The organism is Citrobacter sp. RHB35-C17 (genome assembly GCF_013816795.1).
GTDB lineage: Bacteria > Pseudomonadota > Gammaproteobacteria > Enterobacterales > Enterobacteriaceae > Citrobacter_A > Citrobacter_A amalonaticus.
In genome coordinates this window covers 3,071,909-3,092,587 of record NZ_CP057150.1, presented here as the reverse complement: position 1 = coordinate 3,092,587, position 20,679 = coordinate 3,071,909, and the positions used below count along the sequence as shown (strand labels likewise).

The window sequence follows — 20,679 nt, the reverse complement described above, 5'->3', positions numbered from 1 at the left end:
CGTCAGCGCGTTTTCCGCGGTGCGGGCAGAAAAATGAACATCAGTCCGGCCATGATACACAGTACGCCCAGCAGCGCTTTCAGAGAAAACGTGCCCTGCCAGCCGGGTAAGATTATCGACGCCACCCACACCAGCACATAACTCAGGCTGAGCAGCGCGTAAGCCTTGCTCAGCGCGAGGTGATGTAGCGCGTTATGCCAGCAGAAAACCGACAGCAGATAGCCCACTAAACTGGTGAATAGCACGAGCGTACCGGTATGGAGGGAGAACAGCACCGGGATAAACGTCTGCCACTGTGTCATCGGCGGCAGGTTTGCCATCGCAAAGCTCAGGCCCAGTTGCGCGACGGACGTGATGATCACGCTGCACAGTCCCCAGAGTAATCCCATTACGCCGCACTCCCCAGAATAAAAATACCGCTGATGATCAAGACGATGCCCAGCCAGTGACGAAGCGCCACCGGTTCACGCCAGATTTTCCATGCCAGCAATGTGACCCAGACAAAGTTGAGACTGAGCATCGGGTAAGCGATACCCACGGGAATGTTCTGCAATACCAACAACCACAAGATCATCGCCAGGCCAAGGCAGGCGATCGCCAGCCCCAGCCACAGGGCAACATGGCGTCTTCGCGCGCGGGTCGGCACGGGGAGCGTTGCCTGTTTCTGGCATAATTGCCCTGCAACGCTGAGCAGGCTGGCGAGTACTAATACCAGCCAGATCATTTGGGACGATACTGAATCAGCACCAGACGCCCCTGATTATCGATACTGTCAGCAGGGGGAATGGCAAGGCGGTTGATGTCTTCATCCTTCGCGATGGTGAGCACGAGCGTAATGATCCCCTCCTGGCGGTGCTGGCTGAGCCAGTCCGCAAAATCGCCGTAGCGAATGAACCGGCCTTTAGCATCGGGATAGTTAAGGCCATATTTCAACTCGCCGGTTTGCCCATACATTAAAATGTCGTCGCGCTTCAGACTCCAGGCCAGCCCGGCGGCGACGCCTACGCTGTCGGTAAGAATGTAGCGGCTTGGCGCCAGGTTTTCCCGGGTCATCTCGACAAAAAACTGTGGCTGTTTGGATTCCATGACCCGATCGGGCACAGAAAAACCAAACAACAGCGCCAGCGCCACGGGACACAGCGCGGCATAAATCCAGCTCTTTTCGGTGTTAGTCAGCGTATACCAGCCGAAAAAAGTCCACAGAGCAAACATCCCCAGCGTGCAGAAAACCTTATACACCTCAATGTGCATCCAGACCGGCGATTTCAGCGGTCCCCACGGCGAGACAACCAGCGTAGCGATAATCCCGATGACGCCGAACAGAATATTGATCCAGCCGTTGATGCGCAGCGCGGCAAAGCCCTTTTCCGCTGCGTTCAATCCGTATCTCGCCATCAGTATGGCGAGCGGGGCGAAACAGGACAGAATATAGGTCGGTAATTTGCCTTTCGCGATGCTGAAAAACACCAGCGGCATTACGATCCAACCGAGCAGATAGAATGCGCTGCGCGATTCATCTCGCGTCTGCCAGCCGGTCTTTAAGGCTCCGGGAAGCAGCGCAAGCCACGGCAGGCTTCCGGCGATCAGCACCGGCAGATAGTACCAAAACGGCGCTTTGTGCTGGGCGTCATCCATCGCGAAACGCTGGATGTGTTCGACCCAGAAAAAGTAGTGCCAGAAATCGGGTTCACGTTGGGCGATTGCCAGTCCCCACGGCAGAATGACGACGACACAACTGATGACCGCTAATCCGCCAAAGAGGAACAGATCTTTCCAGCGTTTCTGCGCGGCGACCCACGGCAGAACGCTGAGCACCGGTACCGCAAGCGCCAGAAAACCCTTGGTCATCACGCCCATCCCGCAGGTGACGCCCAGCAGCAGGAATCCTGCACTTTTCCCTTGCCAGGTGGTGGCCTGCATCGCCTGCCAGAAGCAGCACAGTCCCGCCATTAGCCAGAGCGCAATCAGCGGATCGAGCACTGCATAGGTGCCAATCCCGTAGACAATAAACAACGACAGGAAGATGATGGCCGACAGCAGGGCGGTACGCGTATCGCGCCATAGGCGCATGGCAAGCCATGCCACCAGCACGGCGGTGACCAGCGTCGCAAAAATGGCGCCCGCGCGAACGCCGAAATTGTTCGCACCAAACAACCCCTGCCCGATGCTGTTGATCCAGTACCCGGCAATGGGTTTTTCAAAGTAACGGACGCCAAGAAAATGAGGAACAAGCCAGTCGCCGGAGGCCAGCATTTCACGACTGATCTCGGCATAGCGTGTTTCATCAGGTTGCCACAACAGACGCAGGTTGATGGGGATGATGTACCAGAACGCGATTAGCGCGGCCAGTATCTGATAATAACGGGTGTTTTTCATCGTATGACACTCATTGCTTGCTGGCAGCCTAACCATCCTTCTCTTCCCGCGATGTAACCGCGAATAATCTCTCCCGGCGGCAAGGTGTTGCGATCCTCAGGCAGGAGATCGCCAAGTGGGCAGAAGGTGATGCCCGCATCGGCCGCACGCTGGAGCAGTTCCTCAAACTGGCTGTGCCAGGCACCGCCTTCGACTTCGGCATGAATGGTATACACCGGCGTACCGGTATCCCGCTGTATTCGGGAGAGGATCCAGTCGTTGAAATCCTCTGCCTGAACCTCACGCCCCACCGTTTCATCCCACGTGGGCAACGTGACCGGAATTTGTGGCGTAGCGAACGCATCAGCCCCGAGAACCGGACGGAACGGCGCCCAGCCGCGGCAGTCGCTGTTGTATCGCAGAGGAAATGCCTCTTTGGCGAGCACCACACGCTGGTCAGCGCGCCAGCCCGCGACGGCTGAACAGGTCACGGGTTGTCCGGTGATGGCCTCAAGGGCGGCTATTCCATGTGAAATATCGGCGATCAGTTGCTGTTCGCTCCACTGAGGACTCCGGGACTGCCAGGCGTGGTGATCCCAGGCGTGCAGCCCCGTTTCATGCTGGCGTGCCGCTTCACGGATAATCTCCGCGTTGGCGCGACCGATTTCTTTTCCCGGCCAGGCGGTACCGGCCAGCAAAATATCCCAGCCGTAAAGAGATGCGGCGTTTGAGCGCAGCATTTTCCACAGAAACTGCGGTTTAATCAGGCGCCAGAGATGGCGCCCCATGTTGTCAGGCCCAACGCTAAAGAAAAAACTTGCCCGAATGTGGTATCGGCTCAATGACGCTAACAGGCGCGGCACGCCTTCGCGGGTGCCGCGGAAGGTATCGACATCAATACGCAAGCCGACTTTTGTCATGATGAATGTTCCGTGAGATCTACACTGCGCAGGAAGAAATCCAGCGTCTCGTCAACCGTTTCGCGCATATCGATGGTAGGCTCCCAGTCCAGGCAACGTTTTGCATTACGGATGTTGGGCTTACGGTGCTCCACATCCTGATAGCCTTTGCCATAATAGCTGCTGCTTTCAACCACCCGTAACCCGGCAAACGGTGGAAAATGATGGCGCAGTGGATGTTTGTCGAAACTCTCCAGCAGCATTTCCGCCAGTTCCTTGATGCTGGCTTCGTTTTCTGGGTTGCCGATGTTGATGATTTCACCGTCGCAGCGACCCCCCGCATTTTCAATGATCCGGTACAGCGCTTCGATGCCGTCGCGGATATCCGTAAAGCAGCGTTTCTGTTTTCCGCCTTCGATAAGCTTAATCGGCGAGCCTTCCACCAGGTTAAGGATCAACTGTGTGATGGCGCGTGAGCTGCCAATTCGCGCAGAATTGAGGCTGTCGAGTCTCGGCCCCATCCAGTTGAAGGGGCGAAAGAGGGTAAAGCGGAGCCCGTCTTTTTCGCCATAGGCCCAAATGACACGGTCGAGAAGCTGTTTGGACACCGAGTAAATCCAGCGGGGTTTATTGACCGGCCCGACAATCAGATTCGAGCTGTCTTCATCAAACACTTTGTCGGTACACATCCCGTACACTTCAGAAGTTGATGGGAAAATGATCCGCTTACGGTATTTCACGCAGTAGCGAATGATTTTCAGGTTTTCTTCAAAATCCAGTTCAAAAACGCGCAGCGGGTTGCGGGTATATTCAATTGGCGTGGCAATGGCCACCAGCGGCAGCACCACGTCGCATTTCTTAACGTGATATTCGATCCATTCAGAATGAATGCTGATGTCGCCTTCCACAAAATGAAAACGCGGATGGTTGAGGAAGCGGCCAATCGCATCGCTGCCGATATCCAGACCATAGGTTTCGTAGTGGTCTTCGCGCAGCAGGCGTTCGGTAAGATGGTTGCCAATAAAACCATTCACGCCGAGGATCAGCACGCGGGTACGGCGCTTGCTGGTGGCCAGTGACTGACTGTTTAAACGAGACCCCGCAACCAGGCCGAGAACCTGCGCTAACTGTGCACCCTGCATGGTGATGCCGTTACCCGCCTGTCCGGTCATTACCTCCAGCGCGCCTTCGGAACAGGCGATCAGCAGGGGCGCGACGGAAATCACGGTACCCGGTTGCGCGGTCTGGGGCTGTGAGTGGACGCGGGATGACCAGATGGTGAATTTTTGCGTGCCGGAATAGCTGAACGCGCCCGGCCAGGGGGCCGCGACCGCCCGCACCATGTTGTGCAGCGTCGTTGCCGGTCGGTTCCACGTCAGGAAACTGTCTTCAGGCGTGCGACGACCAAAGTACGTTGCGTCGCTCTCGTTTTGCAAAACGTCACGCGTCTCTCTGCGTTTGATAGCGGGTAGTGCCTGTTCCAGCACCTGTCGGGCGGTCTGGCAAAGCTTATGATGTAGCGTAAGGGCCGTATCGTCAGGCGAAATAGCGACACGCTGTTGCCCGATAATGGCGCCTGCATCGGCGCGGTTGACCATGCGATGCAGCGTCACGCCGGTTTCGCTTTCGCCATTCACCAACACCCAGTTCAACGGGGCGCGACCGCGATACTTTGGCAGGAGTGAACCGTGCAGGTTGAATGCACCAGCCGGAGCCTGTTCCAGAATTGCATCGCTGAGCAGATGACGGTAATAGAAAGAGAAAATAACGTCAGGAGCGAGTTGGCTGATACGCTCAGCCCAGATTGGATGGTTCACGTCATCCGGGGCGTAGACCGGGATCCCCGCCTCAGCAGCCAGGCGAGAAACGGAGCCAAAAAACGTGTTTTCTCCTGGATTATCCGCATGTGTAAAAATGGCGGCAATGTCATAGCCGGCGTCGAGCACGGCCTGAACGCCCAGACAGCCTATATCGTGATACGCGAAGACAACGGCTTTCATTATTGATTTTCCTTTGTAGAGTGCGGGCTTTCCGGACGAATAACTTGCTGGACGAAATAGCGGGGGCGGGCGCGGACATCGTTGTAAATTCGACCGATATATTCACCGAGTAATCCCATGCCGATGAACTGCGCGCCGATAAAGGTAAACAGAACGGCAAACAGCATGAATACCCCTTCAGCCGCCCATTGTGGCCCCAGCGTCAGGCGGAGAATGACGAGGAGTATCGACAGAGTAAATCCGGTAACGGCGATGACGCTGCCGAGCAGGCTCAACATGCGCAAAGGCGTCGTCGTCAGGCAGGTCACCAGGTCGTACATCAGGTTAATCAGCCGCATAAAGCTGTATTTGGAATCACCAAATTCACGTTCCGCGTGATGAACGGGGATCTCCGTGGCGCGCCGGGCAAAAATATTCGCCAGAATCGGGATAAATGTGCTGCGCTCATGACAATGCAACATGGCATCGATAATGTGCCGGCGATAGGCGCGAAGCATGCAGCCGTAGTCGCCCATGGCTTTGCCCGTGGTGCGCTGAATCAGATGGTTGATCATCTTCGAGGCGGTTTTACGGAACAGACTGTCCTGACGATTCTGGCGTACGGTGCCAACGACGTCATACCCTTCATCGGCTTTTGCCACCAGACGCGGGATCTCTTCCGGCGGGTTTTGCAGATCGGCATCGAGCGTAATGATCAGGTCGCCAGTAACGTGACTGAATCCCGCCATGATGGCGGAATGCTGCCCGTAGTTGCGATTGAGTAAAATCGAAACGATGTGGCTGCCTTCGGCTTCTGATGCGTCGATCAACAACCGGGCAGAGTGGTCGCTGCTACCGTCATCAATCAACAGGATTTCATAGTCTTTTCCCAGACTCTCGCAGGCCGCAGTGGTTCGTCTGAACAGTTCCGGCAGGCTTTCCTGTTCGTTATAGACAGGGATCACCACCGACACTTTCGTAATCGGAAGAGCTTCAAACATGGTTATTTACCTGCAATCTGGCGAAGTGCGGTGATGACACGATCGGTATCCGCCGGGGTCATATCAGGAAACAGCGGTAGCGAGCAGATACGTGCGCTGTTCCATTCGGTATGGGGGAGCGACAGAGTGTTAAAGCGCTTGCGGTAATATTTCTGCGTGTGTGCCGCGCGAAAATGCAAACCGGTCCCGATTCCCTGGGCTTTGAGTGCCTCCATCAGCGCGTCACGACTGATGCCACAGCGCTCTTCGTCGGTACGAATAATAAACAGATGCCATGCATGGACGTGGGGCCATGACGGCAGGCTCAGCGGTTGAAACGGCAGATCGGCCAGCGCTTGTTGGTACGCGTGGGCGATAGTTGCCCGGCGACGGTTTAGTGTCTCTAGTTTGTCTAACTGAACCAGCGCCATCGCTGCGTTAATATCGGTTAGATTGTATTTGTAACCTGGTGTCAGTACCTCGGCCTGAGGCGCGCGACCCCAGGTCTGGCGATCGTAGGCATCCACGCCGAGTCCGTGGAATTTCAGGGCGCGTAACTGCCGGGCGAGTGGCTCATCATCGGTGACGATCAGTCCTCCCTCTGCGCAGGTGACATTCTTGATGGCGTGAAAGGAGAAAATCGCGGTACCTCGTGCGCCGACGTGACGACCCTGATAATAAGTCCCGACCGCGTGGGCGGCATCTTCGATAACCGCAATGCCGTGACGTTCCGCAAGGGCGTAAATGGCATCCAGATCGGCCGGTGCGCCGGCGTAATGGACGGGAATAATGGCTTTCGTGCGCGGCGTTATGGCAGCTTCAATGTGCTCAGCGGTGACCATCAGCGTGTCGCGGTCGACATCCACCAACACTGGGGTGGCGCCCAATAGCACAATCATGTTCAGGGTGGAAACCCAGGTCATTGACGGGGTGATGACTTCATCACCGGCACCGATTCCCAGCGCCATGAGGGCGATATGCATACCTGCCGTGGCGGAGCTGACAGCAATAGCGTGGTGGTTTCCCGTCAGCTGGCAGAAGGCCTCTTCCAGTTGCTGATTTTTCGGGCCGGTCGTAATCCATCCGGAATCAAGAACCGCTTTGATTGCGGCAAGTTCTTCCGTACCTATCGCCGGGCGAGAGAAAGGCAGAAAATCAGACATTATATTTCCTTTAGCCATTTGGATACTGCGATCCTCTTATTTATTAAGTCATAAACAGGAGGCTAAATGAGGATTATCCAGTTAAAGCCAAATAATAGTGGCTGAATATTAATTTAACCTTAAGAACTTAACGTTAAGAAAATATATCCTTTTTTCTCTATATTGCATTTGCATTGGCCAGGGTTTTCAGGCATTTTGCCCACTTAAATGATCATGCCTTTGATTAAGCAGTACGCCGTAAAGTGATATTTCTGTTCGCCGGTAACGGGTGGAGTTTATTGTGTTTATCGTGTCCCAGTATTTCATTAAATCCAAAAAATATACGGTTATCCTGTTATCAGCGCTGGTGATAATGGTAGGGCTGGGCAGTCATTTCGCCTGGAGTAGTAACGGATTGCCGCGAATCGATTCCCGTACCCTGGCGGTACTGGCAAAACAGCATCCGGTGGTGGTGTTGTTTCGTCATGCCGAGCGCTGCGACAGATCAGACAATCTCTGCCTGTCGGATAAAACCGGCATTACCGAGCGTGGCGCGAAGCAAGCCCGTGCGTTGGGTGCCGCGTTTGGTAAAGAGATAAAAGACTACGATTTGTATGCCAGCGATACGGTACGCACCATTCAGTCAGCGACCTGGTTTTCTGCGGAAAAAAAACTGACTGTAGATAAAGGCATGCATGCCTGTGGGCGAGGGACTTATCAGGCCATTGAGCGTTTAGCCAATAAGTCGGAAAATAAAGATGTGGTAATTTTTACCCACAATCATTGTTTGACATATCTGGCAAAAAATATGCGGGGTGTAAAATTGACCCCGGATTATCTGGACGGCCTGGTGATGCATGTCGATAAGGGAAAATTATTCCTTGATGGCAAATTGGTATCACTCTAACCCCTATTATGAATAAAAAATGACAGCCGTAATGGCTGTCATCAAATATTACAATAACCCTTTCAGTGTTAAGGTTTTCACCGTCGCAACGTTCAGATCGTATTTCGCTAAATCTTCCGGCTTGACCCAGGCAAACGCCTGAAACTCGTCATTGATATGTACCTCACGATTGGCAGCGATGCAGTCGAAAATCAGGTAAATCATATAAATCTCTTCCTGACGGCCATCGGGGTAGGTTTTGGTACGGATATCATCGCTGAAGGTCCAGGGTTTGATATCAGTCAGAACCAACTCAGTACCCAGTTCTTCGCGAATCTCACGGCGCAGGGCCTCTTCAATGCGTTCCCCTGGTTCAACGCCACCACCAGACAGTGCCCATTGGCCCGGGAAAACGCCCCGGTCGTCGGCCATCTGGCACAGGAGATAACTTCCAGCATTCTGTATTAAGGGGCAAACAATAGTCCTTTGACGCACGGTAATGTTCCTTGAAGCAGAGGGAGTGTTAGCAGGGAAAAGTTTATCCCCTGGCAACAGGGGAGAAAATGTTTATTTTCTATTCATATGAGAAATGTACTTTGATGGATTGCTATGAATAAAAAATAGTATCCTGGCGCTTTTCCGGACGGTAAAGAGGGTTAACGGGACTCTTCTTGTCTCTGAACGGTATTATTTAGTTACAAAATGCCGCACGATCGCTTTTTTAGCTCATTGATTCCTTTAGCGCTGGCAGTACAATCCTGCGGCTTTGGGGAACTTTACGTATTTGCTTGCTGGAAAGGGTAAAAATGAAAAAAAGCGTATTATTTGGCATAGCGGGAATGCTGTTCGTTTCCGCCTCTGCGAGTGCAATGAGCATCAGCGGACAGGCGGGTAAAGAATATACCAACGTTGGCGTCGGCTTTGGCACCGAGTCCACGGGACTGGCGCTGAGCGGTAACTGGATGCATAGCGATGACGACGGCGACGTCGCGGGTCTGGGGCTGGGGCTAAATCTACCGCTCGGTCCGCTGATGGCGACGGTGGGCGGCAAAGGGGTCTATACCAACCCGAACGACAGTGATGAAGGCTATGCTGCTGCGGTTGGCGGTGGATTACAGTGGCCAATAGGCGACAGTTTCCGCCTGTTCGGCGAGTACTACTACTCACCGGACTCGTTATCCAGCGGGATCCAGAGCTATGAAGAGGCGAATGCCGGCGCGCGTCTGACGATCATGCGTCCGCTCAGCATCGAAGCGGGTTATCGCTACCTCAACCTGGCGGGTAAAGACGGCAATCGTGATAACGCCATTGCGGACGGCCCGTATGTTGGGGTCAATGCCAGCTTCTAATTTTGGTGGCGCGGTCTTCTGCCGCGCCACTTTTGTTACCTTCCTGATATTTCTCTACCACGCCACTTCCCCCTTTGCGTTATAGTGTTTTCATCATAAAAGCAGGAGAACACGATGTTAAACGTGGAGATGTTATCCACCGGGGATGAAGTGTTGCACGGGCAAATCGTCGACACGAATGCAGCCTGGCTGGCCGATTTTTTCTTTAATCAGGGATTGCCCTTAACCCGTCGTAATACGGTGGGCGATAACCTCGATTGCCTGGTCGCCATTCTGCGCGAGCGGAGTCAGCATGCTGACGTACTGATCGTCAACGGTGGACTGGGGCCGACCAGTGATGATCTCAGCGCGCTTGCTGCGGCGACGGCGAAAGGAGAAGGGCTGGTTCTGCACGAAGCCTGGCTTGCCGAGATGGAACGATTCTTCCGCGAGCGCGGCAGAGTGATGGCGCCCAGCAACCGCAAACAGGCGGAACTGCCCGCCAGCGCTGAATTCATCAATAATCCTGTCGGCACCGCCTGTGGTTTCGCGGTACAGCTTAATCGCTGTCTGATGTTCTTTACGCCGGGTGTACCGTCAGAATTTAAGGTGATGGTAGAACATGAGATCCTGCCGCGTCTGCGCGAGCGCTTCTCTCTCACTGAACCGCCGCTGTGTCTGCGTCTGACCACCTTTGGTCGTTCGGAAAGCGATCTGGCGCAAAGCCTCGACTCGCTTTCATTACCAGAAGGGGTGACGCTGGGTTACCGTTCTTCGATGCCGATTATCGAACTGAAATTAACCGGACCGTATGCCCAGCGCGAAGCGATGCGCAGTCTGTGGCAGGAGGTCAAACGCGTTGCTGGCCAAAGCCTGATTTTTGAAGGTACCGAGGGACTTCCGTTGCAAATCGCCCGCGAGTTGCAGAAAAGGCAGCTCAGCCTGACGCTGAGCGAGCAGTTCACCGGCGGGTTGGTGGCACTGCAGCTCTCCCGCGTGGGCGCGCCGCTGCTGGCCAGTGAAGTGGTGCCTTCGCAGGAAGAGACGCTGGCGCAGACTGCGCACTGGACGACAGAACGGCGCGATAACCATTACGCCGGACTGGCGCTGGCGATCTCCGGGCTGGAAAACGATCACCTGAATTTTGCGCTGGCGACCCCCGACGGGACGTTTGCCCTGCGCGTGCATTTCAGCGTGACCCGTCACAGTCTGCTGGTCCGTCAGGAGGTCTGTGCGATGATGGCGCTAAACATGTTACGTCGCTGGTTCAACAAGCAGGATATTGCCAGCGAACACGGCTGGATTGAGGTGGTTGAATCCCTGACGCTGTAGTCTTTACCTCGCCCGAAGGCATTGCGCTTTTCGGGCTGATTCTTTTTTGTCCAACCCATTGTACTCCCCACGAAAAAATCCGTGCGCCACCTCACATTCCTGCACGTAATTTCTCCATTCTGCTGGAAGAAAGGCGCGACATGACGCGCTTCACAAATTTACCTGGCGCGACCGATCACACTGATTCCAGTATCTCAGACTGGAGTCCAGTATGTTGGAATCAAGCAAAGTCCCGGCGCTCACCCGCGCCATTGATATTCTCAATCTGATTGCGCGGATTGGCCCCTGTAGCGCCGCCACGATTATCGAAACGTTGGGTATTCCCAAAAGCACGGCGTACCTGCTGTTGAGTGAACTGAAGCGTCAGCGGTTTATCAGTGTCGATCACCAGGAGAACTTTTGTCTGTGGACCAAACTGGTGGAACTCTCCGGCCATGCGCTCAGCAAAATGGATCTGCGTGAACTGGCGCGACCACGCCTGACGCAACTGATGGATGAAACGGGGCTGCTCTGCCATTTGGGGATCATTGACCATGAAAGCGCGTATTACATCCTGAAGGTGGAATCGTCTTCGACCATCAGCGTGCGCTCCCATGAAGGGAAAAGCCTTTCGTTGTATCGCTCTGGTATTGGTAAGTGCCTGTTGGCCTGGCAGCCCGCCGCCGTGCGTAACGCCATTATTGAACAGCTGGTGTGGGAGCAGGCGACCCCCACCACGATCACCCAACCTCAGCAACTTAGCGATGAACTGGAACGCATCCGTCAGCGCGGCTGGAGCTTCGACAACGGAGAGGATTATCCGGATGTACGCTGTGTTGCTGCCCCTGTATTTAATGCCAATAACGAACCCGCCGCCGCCATTTCGGTGGTTGGCACTCGCTTAGAAATCAACGAAGAGAATCGTGATTATCTTGCCGGGAAAGCCATTGCCTGCGCGAAAGATATTTCACGTCTGTTGGGATGGAAAAGTCCCTTCGATTCACTCGCATCATAATAATGGAGAACATCATGACTCTACCCAAAATTAAACATGTCCGCGCCTGGTTTACCGGTGGCGCTACCGCAGAAAAAGGTGCTGGCGGCGGTGATTATCATGACCAGGGCGCGAATCACTGGATTGACGATCATATCGCCACGCCGATGAGCAAATATCGTGAATATGAACAGTCACGCCAGTCCTTTGGGATTAACGTGCTGGGTACGTTGATTGTCGAAGTTGAAGCCGAAAACGGACAAACGGGATTTGCGGTCTCTACGGCAGGGGAGATGGGGTGCTTTATTGTTGAAAAACACCTCAATCGCTTTATCGAAGGAAAATGCGTCAGCGATATCAAACTCATTCACGATCAGATGCTCGGTGCGACCATGTATTACTCAGGCTCTGGCGGTCTGGTGATGAACACCATCTCCTGCGTTGATTTGGCGCTGTGGGATCTTTTTGGCAAGGTGGTCGGCCTGCCGGTCTACAAACTGCTGGGCGGCGCGGTGCGCGATGAAATTCAGTTTTACGCCACGGGTGCTCGTCCGGATCTGGCAAAAGAGATGGGCTTCATTGGCGGCAAAATGCCGACGCACTGGGGACCACACGACGGCGATGCGGGGATCCGCAAAGATGCCGCGATGGTGGCGGAGATGCGTGAGAAGTGCGGCCCGGATTTCTGGCTGATGCTGGACTGCTGGATGAGTCAGGACGTGAATTACGCCACGAAGCTGGCTCACGCCTGCGCGCCATCTAACCTGAAGTGGATCGAAGAGTGTTTACCGCCACAGCAGTATGAAGGCTATCGCGAACTGAAACGCAATGCGCCGGCAGGCATGATGGTCACCAGCGGTGAACACCACGGCACACTGCAGTCCTTCCGTACGCTGGCGGAAACCGGTATCGATATCATGCAGCCGGATGTCGGCTGGTGCGGCGGCCTGACCACGCTGGTCGAGATTGCTGCGATTGCGAAATCGCGCGGACAACTGGTGGTACCGCACGGCTCGTCGGTCTACTCACATCATGCGGTGATTACCTTCACCAACACGCCGTTCAGTGAGTTCCTGATGACCAGCCCGGACTGCTCAACCATGCGTCCGCAGTTTGACCCGATTCTGCTTGATGAACCGGTACCGGTACAGGGCCGCATTCATAAGTCCGTGCTGGATAAACCAGGATTCGGCGTGGAGCTTAACCGCGACTGCAATCTGAAACGGCCTTATAGCCACTAATGACCTGTGCGTTGCCGCAGCGTCGGCAACGCCCTCATCTCTTTGAGGATCTTGCTATGAGTACCACTCTTCTTGACGGCGTGGTGAAGAAAAACCGCGCACGTTTAATCCCGTTTATGCTGGCACTGTATGTACTGGCGTTTCTGGACCGTTCGAACATTGGCTTTGCCAAAGAGACCTATCAGATTGATACCGGGCTGAGCAACGAAGCTTATGCGCTTGGCGCGGGGATTTTCTTTGTGGTCTACGCCTTTCTTGGCGTGCCCGCTAACCTGTTGATGCGCAAGCTGGGGGCCCGAACCTGGATTGGCACCACCACGCTGTTGTGGGGATTCCTCTCCGCCGCGATGGCGTGGGCTGATACCGAGGCGAAATTCCTGATTATCCGTACCCTGCTGGGAGCGGCGGAAGCCGGTTTCTTCCCCGGCATGATCTATCTCACCTCGCAATGGTTCCCGCAGCGTAACCGCGCCAGCATTATGGGGCTGTTTTACATGGGGGCGCCGCTGGCGTTGACGCTGGGATCGCCGCTGTCCGGCGCGCTGCTGGAGATGCACGGTTTCATGGGGCATCCTGGCTGGTTCTGGATGTTCGTTATCGAAGGTTTGCTGGCAGTTGGTGCCGGGGTCTTCACCTTCTTCTGGCTGGATGATACCCCGCAGCAGGCCCGTTTCCTCAGCGCAGAAGAGAAAGCGGCGCTCATAAGCCAACTGGCGAGTGAAGAAGAGAAGAAGACCACGTCAAAACTGACGGATGCCCTGCGTAACGGACGCGTCTGGCAACTGGCGATTATCTATCTGACGATTCAGGTGGCGGTGTACGGACTGATTTTCTTCCTGCCGACTCAGGTTGCTGCACTGCTGGGCACCAAAGTCGGCTTCACGGCGTCGGTGGTGACTGCCATTCCATGGGTTGCCGCACTGTTCGGGACCTGGCTGATCCCTCGCTACTCAGACCGTACGGGTGAACGTCGTAATGTCGCTGCGCTGACGCTGCTGGCGGCGGGGATTGGCATCGGCGTATCCGGGCTGGCGTCTCCGGTGGTGGCGATTCTGGCGCTTTGCGTAGCGGCTGTCGGTTTTATCGCCGTACAACCGGTGTTCTGGACCATGCCGACGCAATTACTTTCCGGCACCGCGCTGGCGGCGGGGATCGGCTTCGTGAACCTGTTTGGCGCGGTGGGCGGGTTTATTGCGCCAATCCTGCGTGTTAAAGCAGAAACGATGTTTGCCAGCGATGCCGCAGGACTGTTGACGCTGGCGGGCGTCGCCATCATCGGCTCATTGATTATTTTCACCCTGAGCGTAAATCGTCCCGCGTCGCAACCGGGTGCTGCGCATCAATAAGTTTATCCATGTTGTAAGGATCATTATGAACGCATTGTTAGCAAACCCTTTTAAGGACGCACTCCGCAAAGGGGAAGTACAAATCGGACTGTGGCTGAGTTCGACCACCTCTTATATGGCGGAAATTGCCGCGACGTCGGGTTATGACTGGCTGCTGATCGATGGCGAACACGCGCCGAACACGATGCAGGATCTCTATCATCAGTTGCAGGCGATAGCCCCTTACGCCAGCCAGCCGGTGATTCGTCCGGTAGAAGGCGCTAAGGCATTGATCAAGCAGGTACTGGATATCGGCGCGCAGACGCTGTTGATACCGATGGTCGATAGCGCAGAACAGGCGCGGCAGGTGGTTGCTGCGACCCGTTACCCGCCGGTGGGGGAGCGCGGCGTCGGCGCCAGCGTGGCGCGGGCAGCGCGCTGGGGACGCATTGAAAACTATATGGCGCAGGCCAATGAGTCACTCTGTCTGCTGGTGCAGGTTGAAAGTAAAGCCGCGCTGGATAATCTGGATGCGATCCTCGATGTAGACGGGATTGACGGCGTGTTTATTGGTCCCGCCGATCTTTCGGCTTCGTTGGGGTATCCGGACAACAGCGGGCACCCGGAGGTGCAGAGGATTATCAAAGAGAGCATCCAGCGCATTCGTGCGGCCGGAAAAGCGGCGGGTTTTCTCGCCGTCGATCCGCTCATGGCGCAGAAATGTCTGGAATGGGGGGCAAACTTTGTCGCCGTGGGCGTTGATACTATGTTGTATACTGACGCGCTGGATCAGCGGCTGGCAATGTTTAAGCCCGGTCAGACGATGCCGAAACTGAAAAGCAGTTACTAAATCCATAGCCCGGCGGCGCTGCACCGCCGGGCCATCTGTCAGACTTTACGGACTGTTTGCCATGATATCGTCGAGTGACAGTCCGGTTATCATCAACACCTTGTCGCGTTCGATCCCGCTCTTCAGCATCATCCGCGCGATACGTAATGCCTCCTTCCTGGTGCCTTTTTGTAATCCTTCCTGTCGTCCCTTCTGTAGCCCCGTGTCGTGGCCTTCCTGCCGAAGCCTTTCTGCAATCGTCATCAATTTCTCCTTGTGATGGGGAACTCGCTCAGCGACGTTACGGATAAAGTCACTGAAGCGGGACACATCGCCGTACTGCACCAGATAATTAAACAGTGTATGCAACTGGCTGTCATTAGCAGTACCTGTAATTAACAGCGTGACCAGTCGATCAACCAGCCCCATCAAATCACGATCGCGGATATGTTTTTGCATCAGTTCCAGCAGAGCTATGCGCTTATGCTGCATGATTTCGTCGTCAGAGATGACCGTGATATCGATCAACGGAAAGGCTTCCGTGTAGAGTTGCCGCGCCAGCTGTGGGTCGTTAAATTCGTCCAGCCAGTTCAGTGAGAAAGGGTATGGGCTTTGTTCGCCATGATAAAACAGCATCGGGATCACCAGCGGCAGGGTTTTATTTCCGCTATCAAGGTGGTGTTGCATCGCGGCAGTGGCATAGCGCATCAAACGAAAGGCCATGTGCGGCACGGCGGTACTCTGATGTTCGATAACGCAGTAAATATAACCCTCACCCTCGCGTGTTTTCAGCGACCACAAAACATCGGAATAGTAGGTTCTCAGGTCGTCTTCAATGAAGGTGGTGGATTCCAGTTTGAGCGTGGTTAACTCGCAAAGTTTACATAATGACTCAGGAAGATGAATCTTAAGAAAATCCTGCGCAATTTCAGGATGGGTCATCATCTTTTTAAACACCGCATCGTGCGGTGTTGACGTCGTTGATTTCGCCATGGTTGTCCGTCACCAAAGAATCCAGTGGCGTGACGATACGAGGTTACATTAAGGGCTGCATGCCCGAAATTCAGTCTTTGCGAAGAGGGACGGGAGATAAATACGTACGACGGTAACGTATTCAATTTTGTGGAAGGCTAAACGCAAAAACGCCCGGGGCACCGTGCCGCCGGGCGAGTCATTTAGCCTAATGCTTTCGCCAACAGGGTGATCGGATGTTCGCAGCGTTTGCTGGTGGACATCTCGATTTGCCATTTGCAGGTCTCGCAGTCGGTCACCACAATATCCGCGCCGCTGTCTTCAATCTGTTTAAACAGCGGTGCGCCGATGGCTTGCGAGGTAGGATAGTTCTCTTTTTTAAAGCCGTAGGTACCAGCTATTCCGCAGCACTGAGAATCCAGCACCGTGAGTTCCAGCCCCGGAATGCGGCGTAACAGTTCAAGGGTGTACAGCGTCCAGCCCATTTTTTCCATATGGCACGGCGTGTGGTACACCACTTTTAACGGTAACGGCTTCAGCGGCAGGGTTTTTCCTTCGTCCAGTTTTCGCCACAGCCAGCGGGTTGCCAGTTCGATATGTTCCCGCAGACCGCTGTTGTCGACGTCCAGCACTTCCGGATACTCGTCACGCAGTGCAAAGGTACAGGTCGAGGAGGTGGCAATGACCGGAATCCCCTTCACGCCAATCGCTTCACGCAGTGATTCGACGTTAGTCACCGCCTGTTTACGCGCCTTGTCGGTGAACCCGTTGGCAATCAGCGGCACGCCGCAGCACTTCTCTTTACTCAATAACTGAACGCCGGTGCCCATCGCATTCAGCACTTTGATCAAATCTTTGCCGAGCTGCGGATGGTTGTAATTCACAAAACAACCGTGGAAGAAGGCAACCTGATCGTTGTACTGCGCCTGCTGGGCCGCCACGCTGCGATACCAGCGGCGGAAGGTGCCGAAAGAGTATTTTGGCAACGTCCGGCGATGGTCGATTTTCAGCGCGTAATCGAGCAACTGGCGCACCGGTTTCAGTGATGTTGCCGTGTTGACCACCGGCGCGAACGGGGTGGAAACACTGCCCATCAGGTCGGTGTGGCTTAAGATAAAGTTACGCAGCGACGGGGTGGAGGTGTCATATTTTGCCCGCGCACGCTGAATGATATCGCCGATTTTGACGTCAGACGGGCAGGCCACTTCGCAGCGTTTGCAGTTAATGCAATATTTCAGCGCGTCGTCGTACAGCGCGCCATCTTTCAGACGCAGGCGCTCACCGTCGGGACCGGCCTGTTTGGGGCCCGGGTAACCTGGATTCACACGGCTGACCGGACAGGCGGTAGTACACACCGTGCATTTGATGCAACTTTCAAAACTCGTATCGCTCATTGCTCACCTCCTGCACGTGCTGCAATGTGATGGGCGGCATGTAACGCGGTGACTGCGCAGACGCCGCCTCCGCATCCCTGGGCAATGGGGTCGAATCCGCCGAGAACCGAGCCAATCGCATAGAGGTTGTCTACGGTTTGTCCGGCCAACGACGGGCGCAGCGCCTCATCAGTGCTGACGCCAAACTGTTGCCAGGGTTGCGCGTCAAAGAAATCGCGTTGATACCATTCGGCGCGGGTCGCCGTTTGCTGAACATCCAGTCCCAGAATCGGTTCGCGGATCCCTTCACGTTCGGCAAGCAGGCCGCTGCTAAAGAAACTCCCGCTGGCAAGCACCGCGAAACGCGGGCGTAGCGGAATGTCCGCGTGGTTGCGCGTCCAGATTTCGCTCACCACGCCATTTTTGCAGGTGACTTTCTTCACCTCATCGCCTGGCATCCAGATGCCGCCCTGACGGACGAACTGACGCTGCAACTGGTTATGCAGACGGATCCCCAGCACCGATGGCGGTAGCGTAGGTAGTATCATCAGCGAGCATGGCAGACGCTCGTTGAGCCAGCGCCACAGGCTGTCATCCGCCAGACCAAAGCAGGCGGGCATGATGATCATTTCGCAGGTTTTTGCGATCGGCAACAGCGCGTCATACAACAAGGGCCATTTATCTTCGTTATCCAGAAAACGCGCAATATTCACCGCCCGAAATTCGGTGGCGTTGTCACGCAACACGTCCAGTTCCGGCAGGTCGATTTCGGCGGTTTCAACCGTCAGATCGTGTTGACGTAAAGAGGCTGCCGCCAGGTGCGCCTGAAAATCGAGTAAGCCGCTAATGCCCACCACACAGAGGCGTTTTGCCGCCAGCGGCCAGACAGGGACTTCCGGTGAACTGAGCCAGGTCGAACGCAGTGTGCCGAGCGGGGTGACCCGCTGATGTGACTGCCGAACCTCGCCTTGCAAATGCGCGCCGGAGGCTTCCAGCAGTGCCTGTGTCTGTTCAGCGAGTGTCAGAACACGTTGCGTACCCAGCGTGGCGTAGGGATGTGTTGGGGCCTGTTCGCGCAGGGCGTCCAGACCGGCAGTGATGTCATTCACTGGTTGCCCGTCCGGTAGCGCGCTGAGCAGATCCAGCGAGCCGGAAGAGAAGTGCAGCGCGCTCTGACCGCGAGTGACCACCGCACAGCGTAATCCGCTCTTTTGCAACTGCAGTCCGCACAGCAGTCCGGCAAGACCGCCGCCCATTATGACCGTATCAAATCTCATCGCGAGGCTCCTTTTCCAGACCACATAATCCCTGGTATACCCAGCGGGTAAATTCGCTTTCGCGCAGGGCATCACCCCAGGCGATCGGTTGTACGCCTTTCCAGCGTTCGTTGAGGAAGTCTGACAACTGGGTAATGGACTGCGCAGCGGTGGTGATGTTAAAGCGTTGCAGCAACCCGGCGGCACGGCAGGCGCAGAGCTCGCCCTGACAGGTGCCCATCCCCACGCGGGTGCGACGACGGAGATCAAGCAGGCTGTTGACGTTTAAATTTTCGACGGCGTACTGCACTTCACCCGCGGTGACGGCTTCACATTCACAGACCAGACTGCGGTGCTGACGACCATGACTCAGCCATGCTGGCGTACGGTCGCCGTGGCGATACACCGCGGAGCCTCGCAGTGGGGCTGGCAGAGAGATCACGCGCTTCAGCGTGCTTTCCGTGGGTTCCTGCGAGCCCGGTAGCGGCGTGTCTGCAGTGATGCAAGGACGCGTGTTACCCAGTTTCCGGCAGACCGCGTCGGTGGCCCATTCCGCCATAAGACGATAAGTCATCAGTTTGCCGCCGGTAATCGTGATAAACCCGTCCAGACCGTCGCGTTTCGCGTGGTCGAACAGCACAATGCCGCGACTGACGTTACGACCGCTGGGATCGTCATCGCTTGCCACCAGTGGACGCACCCCGGAGTAGGCGCGCAGAATGCGCGTTTTTGCCATGATCGGCGCCAGCTTTTCACCTTCGCGCAGCAGAATATCGACCTCATCGGCCGTGACGCGGTTGCTGTCGATATCATTGTAATCAATGTGGGTTGAGGTGGTGCCAATCAGCGAAATGGTATCGCCGGGTACCAGAATATCGGCGTCGGAAGGCTTGCGGCAGCGGTTAATGACGTGTTGGTTGATGCGGTGGTCCATAATGAGCAGCGACCCTTTCGCCGGGAACATGCGGATACTCAAATCGGCATATTCCGCGATCCGCTGTCCCCAGATCCCGGCGGCGTTCACCACCACCGGCGCATGCAGCGTTTGCGTTTCGCCATTGAGATGGTTGCGCACATGGACACCGCTAACGGTCGCGCCTTCACGGATCAACCCCGTCACTTCGTGGGCGGTCAGGATAATGGCACCGTGCTCTTTCGCATCAAGCATGTTGGCTGCAGTCAGGCGGAACGGATCGACCGTTCCGTCCGGCACTTTGACCGCGCCGATCAGCTGTGGATTCACCGACGGTTCGATAATCCGCGCCTGTTGCGGATCGATCGCTTCTGCCCGAATGCCCGCTTCTTCACAGGCACGGATAAAGGTGGCCTGAAAGGAAAGCTCATCTTCGGGCAGGGTAATAAACAGACCGTCTGTCGGCTCAACGCAGTGGCGGGCGATACGTTTCAGAATTTGGTTTTCGCTGATGCATTCGCGGGCAGATTCGGCGTCAGTCACCGCATAACGTGCGCCGCTGTGCAGCAGCCCGTGGTTACGACCTGTCGCTCCGGTCGCAATATCATGACGCTCGACTAAAATAACACGGAGTCCACGCAGCGCGCAGTCGCGGGCAATCCCTGCGCCAGTGGCACCACCCCCAATGATAATCACGTCACTGGTTTGCGAGTCGCGAGTTTTCATTGTTTTCCCTCACAGTTCGTTTTTTATCATTTAGCCACATAAAAAGCATGGTTTGTTTGATTTCGCGCATATTCGCTCATAATTCGAAAATGAAACGTGATTTCGTGCGCCTTTCTGAACATTCATCATAAATCTGTAACAATATGTGCTGTAATTCACATTCACGGCAT

At 55.3% G+C, this 20,679-nt stretch carries 19 protein-coding genes; 7 read left to right on the top strand and 12 right to left on the bottom strand.

Annotation, left to right across the window (positions count from 1 at the left end):
* Positions 1-2 precede the first annotated feature (2 nt).
* Genes arnF through arnB form a run of 7 tightly spaced genes read right to left on the bottom strand, consistent with a single transcriptional unit; the run spans position 3 to position 7,376 of the window.
* On the bottom strand, positions 3-389 hold the full coding sequence (arnF, locus tag HVZ37_RS14695) for a 4-amino-4-deoxy-L-arabinose-phosphoundecaprenol flippase subunit ArnF (protein ID WP_043000034.1): 387 nt from the start codon (positions 387-389) through the stop codon (positions 3-5).
* Positions 389-724, bottom strand: a complete 336-nt coding sequence (gene arnE, locus HVZ37_RS14690) for a 4-amino-4-deoxy-L-arabinose-phosphoundecaprenol flippase subunit ArnE (protein WP_044258530.1) — start codon at positions 722-724, stop codon at positions 389-391. Before arnE ends, arnF begins: the two co-directional genes overlap by 1 nt.
* Positions 721-2,376 (bottom strand): lipid IV(A) 4-amino-4-deoxy-L-arabinosyltransferase, encoded by a 1,656-nt coding sequence (arnT, locus tag HVZ37_RS14685; RefSeq protein WP_044266224.1) that lies wholly within the window; start codon positions 2,374-2,376, stop codon positions 721-723. The genes arnE and arnT overlap by 4 nt, the downstream gene beginning before the upstream one ends.
* Complete coding sequence (arnD, locus tag HVZ37_RS14680; protein WP_181627646.1) at positions 2,373-3,275, bottom strand: 4-deoxy-4-formamido-L-arabinose-phosphoundecaprenol deformylase; 903 nt, start codon at positions 3,273-3,275, stop codon at positions 2,373-2,375. Before arnD ends, arnT begins: the two co-directional genes overlap by 4 nt.
* A complete protein-coding gene (arnA, locus tag HVZ37_RS14675) occupies positions 3,272-5,254 on the bottom strand; it encodes a bifunctional UDP-4-amino-4-deoxy-L-arabinose formyltransferase/UDP-glucuronic acid oxidase ArnA (protein WP_181627645.1) in 1,983 nt (660 codons plus the stop codon). Before arnA ends, arnD begins: the two co-directional genes overlap by 4 nt.
* Entirely contained in the window at positions 5,254-6,234 is a 981-nt protein-coding gene (arnC, locus tag HVZ37_RS14670) for an undecaprenyl-phosphate 4-deoxy-4-formamido-L-arabinose transferase (protein ID WP_044266219.1), read from the bottom strand. Before arnC ends, arnA begins: the two co-directional genes overlap by 1 nt.
* A gap of 2 nt (positions 6,235-6,236) precedes the next feature.
* Positions 6,237-7,376 (bottom strand): UDP-4-amino-4-deoxy-L-arabinose aminotransferase, encoded by a 1,140-nt coding sequence (gene arnB / locus HVZ37_RS14665; RefSeq protein ID WP_181627644.1) that lies wholly within the window; start codon positions 7,374-7,376, stop codon positions 6,237-6,239.
* 280 nt (positions 7,377-7,656) lie between these two features.
* Here arnB and HVZ37_RS14660 point away from each other — a divergent pair, with 280 nt between their 5' ends.
* Entirely contained in the window at positions 7,657-8,262 is a 606-nt protein-coding gene (locus HVZ37_RS14660; RefSeq protein WP_181627643.1) for a histidine phosphatase family protein, read from the top strand.
* 48 nt (positions 8,263-8,310) lie between these two features.
* Here HVZ37_RS14660 and nudI read toward each other — a convergent pair whose 3' ends face one another.
* Positions 8,311-8,736 carry a nucleoside triphosphatase NudI gene (gene nudI / locus HVZ37_RS14655; RefSeq protein ID WP_043000042.1) on the bottom strand — a complete coding sequence of 142 codons (426 nt, stop codon included), beginning with the start codon at positions 8,734-8,736 and terminating at the stop codon, positions 8,311-8,313.
* A 311-nt stretch (positions 8,737-9,047) separates the two neighbouring features.
* On the opposite strand from nudI, the gene HVZ37_RS14650 reads away from it, so the two are divergent.
* The 6 genes from HVZ37_RS14650 to yfaU all read left to right on the top strand — a co-directional run bounded on the left by HVZ37_RS14650 (position 9,048) and on the right by yfaU (position 15,290).
* On the top strand, positions 9,048-9,590 hold the full coding sequence (locus HVZ37_RS14650) for a YfaZ family outer membrane protein (RefSeq protein ID WP_043000043.1): 543 nt from the start codon (positions 9,048-9,050) through the stop codon (positions 9,588-9,590).
* A 114-nt stretch (positions 9,591-9,704) separates the two neighbouring features.
* A complete protein-coding gene (locus HVZ37_RS14645; protein ID WP_044266214.1) occupies positions 9,705-10,901 on the top strand; it encodes a nicotinamide mononucleotide deamidase-related protein YfaY in 1,197 nt (398 codons plus the stop codon).
* 211 nt (positions 10,902-11,112) lie between these two features.
* Complete coding sequence (locus HVZ37_RS14640) at positions 11,113-11,895, top strand: IclR family transcriptional regulator (RefSeq protein WP_043000045.1); 783 nt, start codon at positions 11,113-11,115, stop codon at positions 11,893-11,895.
* A 14-nt stretch (positions 11,896-11,909) separates the two neighbouring features.
* Complete coding sequence (rhmD, locus tag HVZ37_RS14635; protein ID WP_046401879.1) at positions 11,910-13,115, top strand: L-rhamnonate dehydratase; 1,206 nt, start codon at positions 11,910-11,912, stop codon at positions 13,113-13,115.
* 56 nt (positions 13,116-13,171) lie between these two features.
* A complete protein-coding gene (locus HVZ37_RS14630) occupies positions 13,172-14,461 on the top strand; it encodes an MFS transporter (RefSeq protein WP_044258550.1) in 1,290 nt (429 codons plus the stop codon).
* Positions 14,462-14,486: 25 nt separating this feature from the next.
* Positions 14,487-15,290: a 2-keto-3-deoxy-L-rhamnonate aldolase gene (yfaU, locus tag HVZ37_RS14625; RefSeq protein ID WP_044258552.1), complete on the top strand. Its 804-nt coding sequence runs from the start codon at positions 14,487-14,489 to the stop codon at positions 15,288-15,290.
* A 45-nt stretch (positions 15,291-15,335) separates the two neighbouring features.
* Here the strand turns inward: yfaU and HVZ37_RS14620 are convergent, their stop codons facing one another.
* The 4 genes from HVZ37_RS14620 to glpA form a co-directional block, all read right to left on the bottom strand.
* Positions 15,336-16,262, bottom strand: a complete 927-nt coding sequence (locus HVZ37_RS14620) for an Rpn family recombination-promoting nuclease/putative transposase (RefSeq protein WP_181627642.1) — start codon at positions 16,260-16,262, stop codon at positions 15,336-15,338.
* Between the two features lie 182 nt (positions 16,263-16,444).
* Positions 16,445-17,635, bottom strand: coding sequence for an anaerobic glycerol-3-phosphate dehydrogenase subunit GlpC (gene glpC, locus HVZ37_RS14615; protein WP_043000049.1), 1,191 nt, complete (start codon positions 17,633-17,635; stop codon positions 16,445-16,447).
* Complete coding sequence (glpB, locus tag HVZ37_RS14610) at positions 17,632-18,891, bottom strand: glycerol-3-phosphate dehydrogenase subunit GlpB (protein ID WP_181627641.1); 1,260 nt, start codon at positions 18,889-18,891, stop codon at positions 17,632-17,634. The genes glpC and glpB overlap by 4 nt, the downstream gene beginning before the upstream one ends.
* Positions 18,881-20,509, bottom strand: coding sequence for an anaerobic glycerol-3-phosphate dehydrogenase subunit A (glpA, locus tag HVZ37_RS14605; protein WP_043000051.1), 1,629 nt, complete (start codon positions 20,507-20,509; stop codon positions 18,881-18,883). Before glpA ends, glpB begins: the two co-directional genes overlap by 11 nt.
* Between the last annotated feature and the right edge of the window lie 170 nt (positions 20,510-20,679).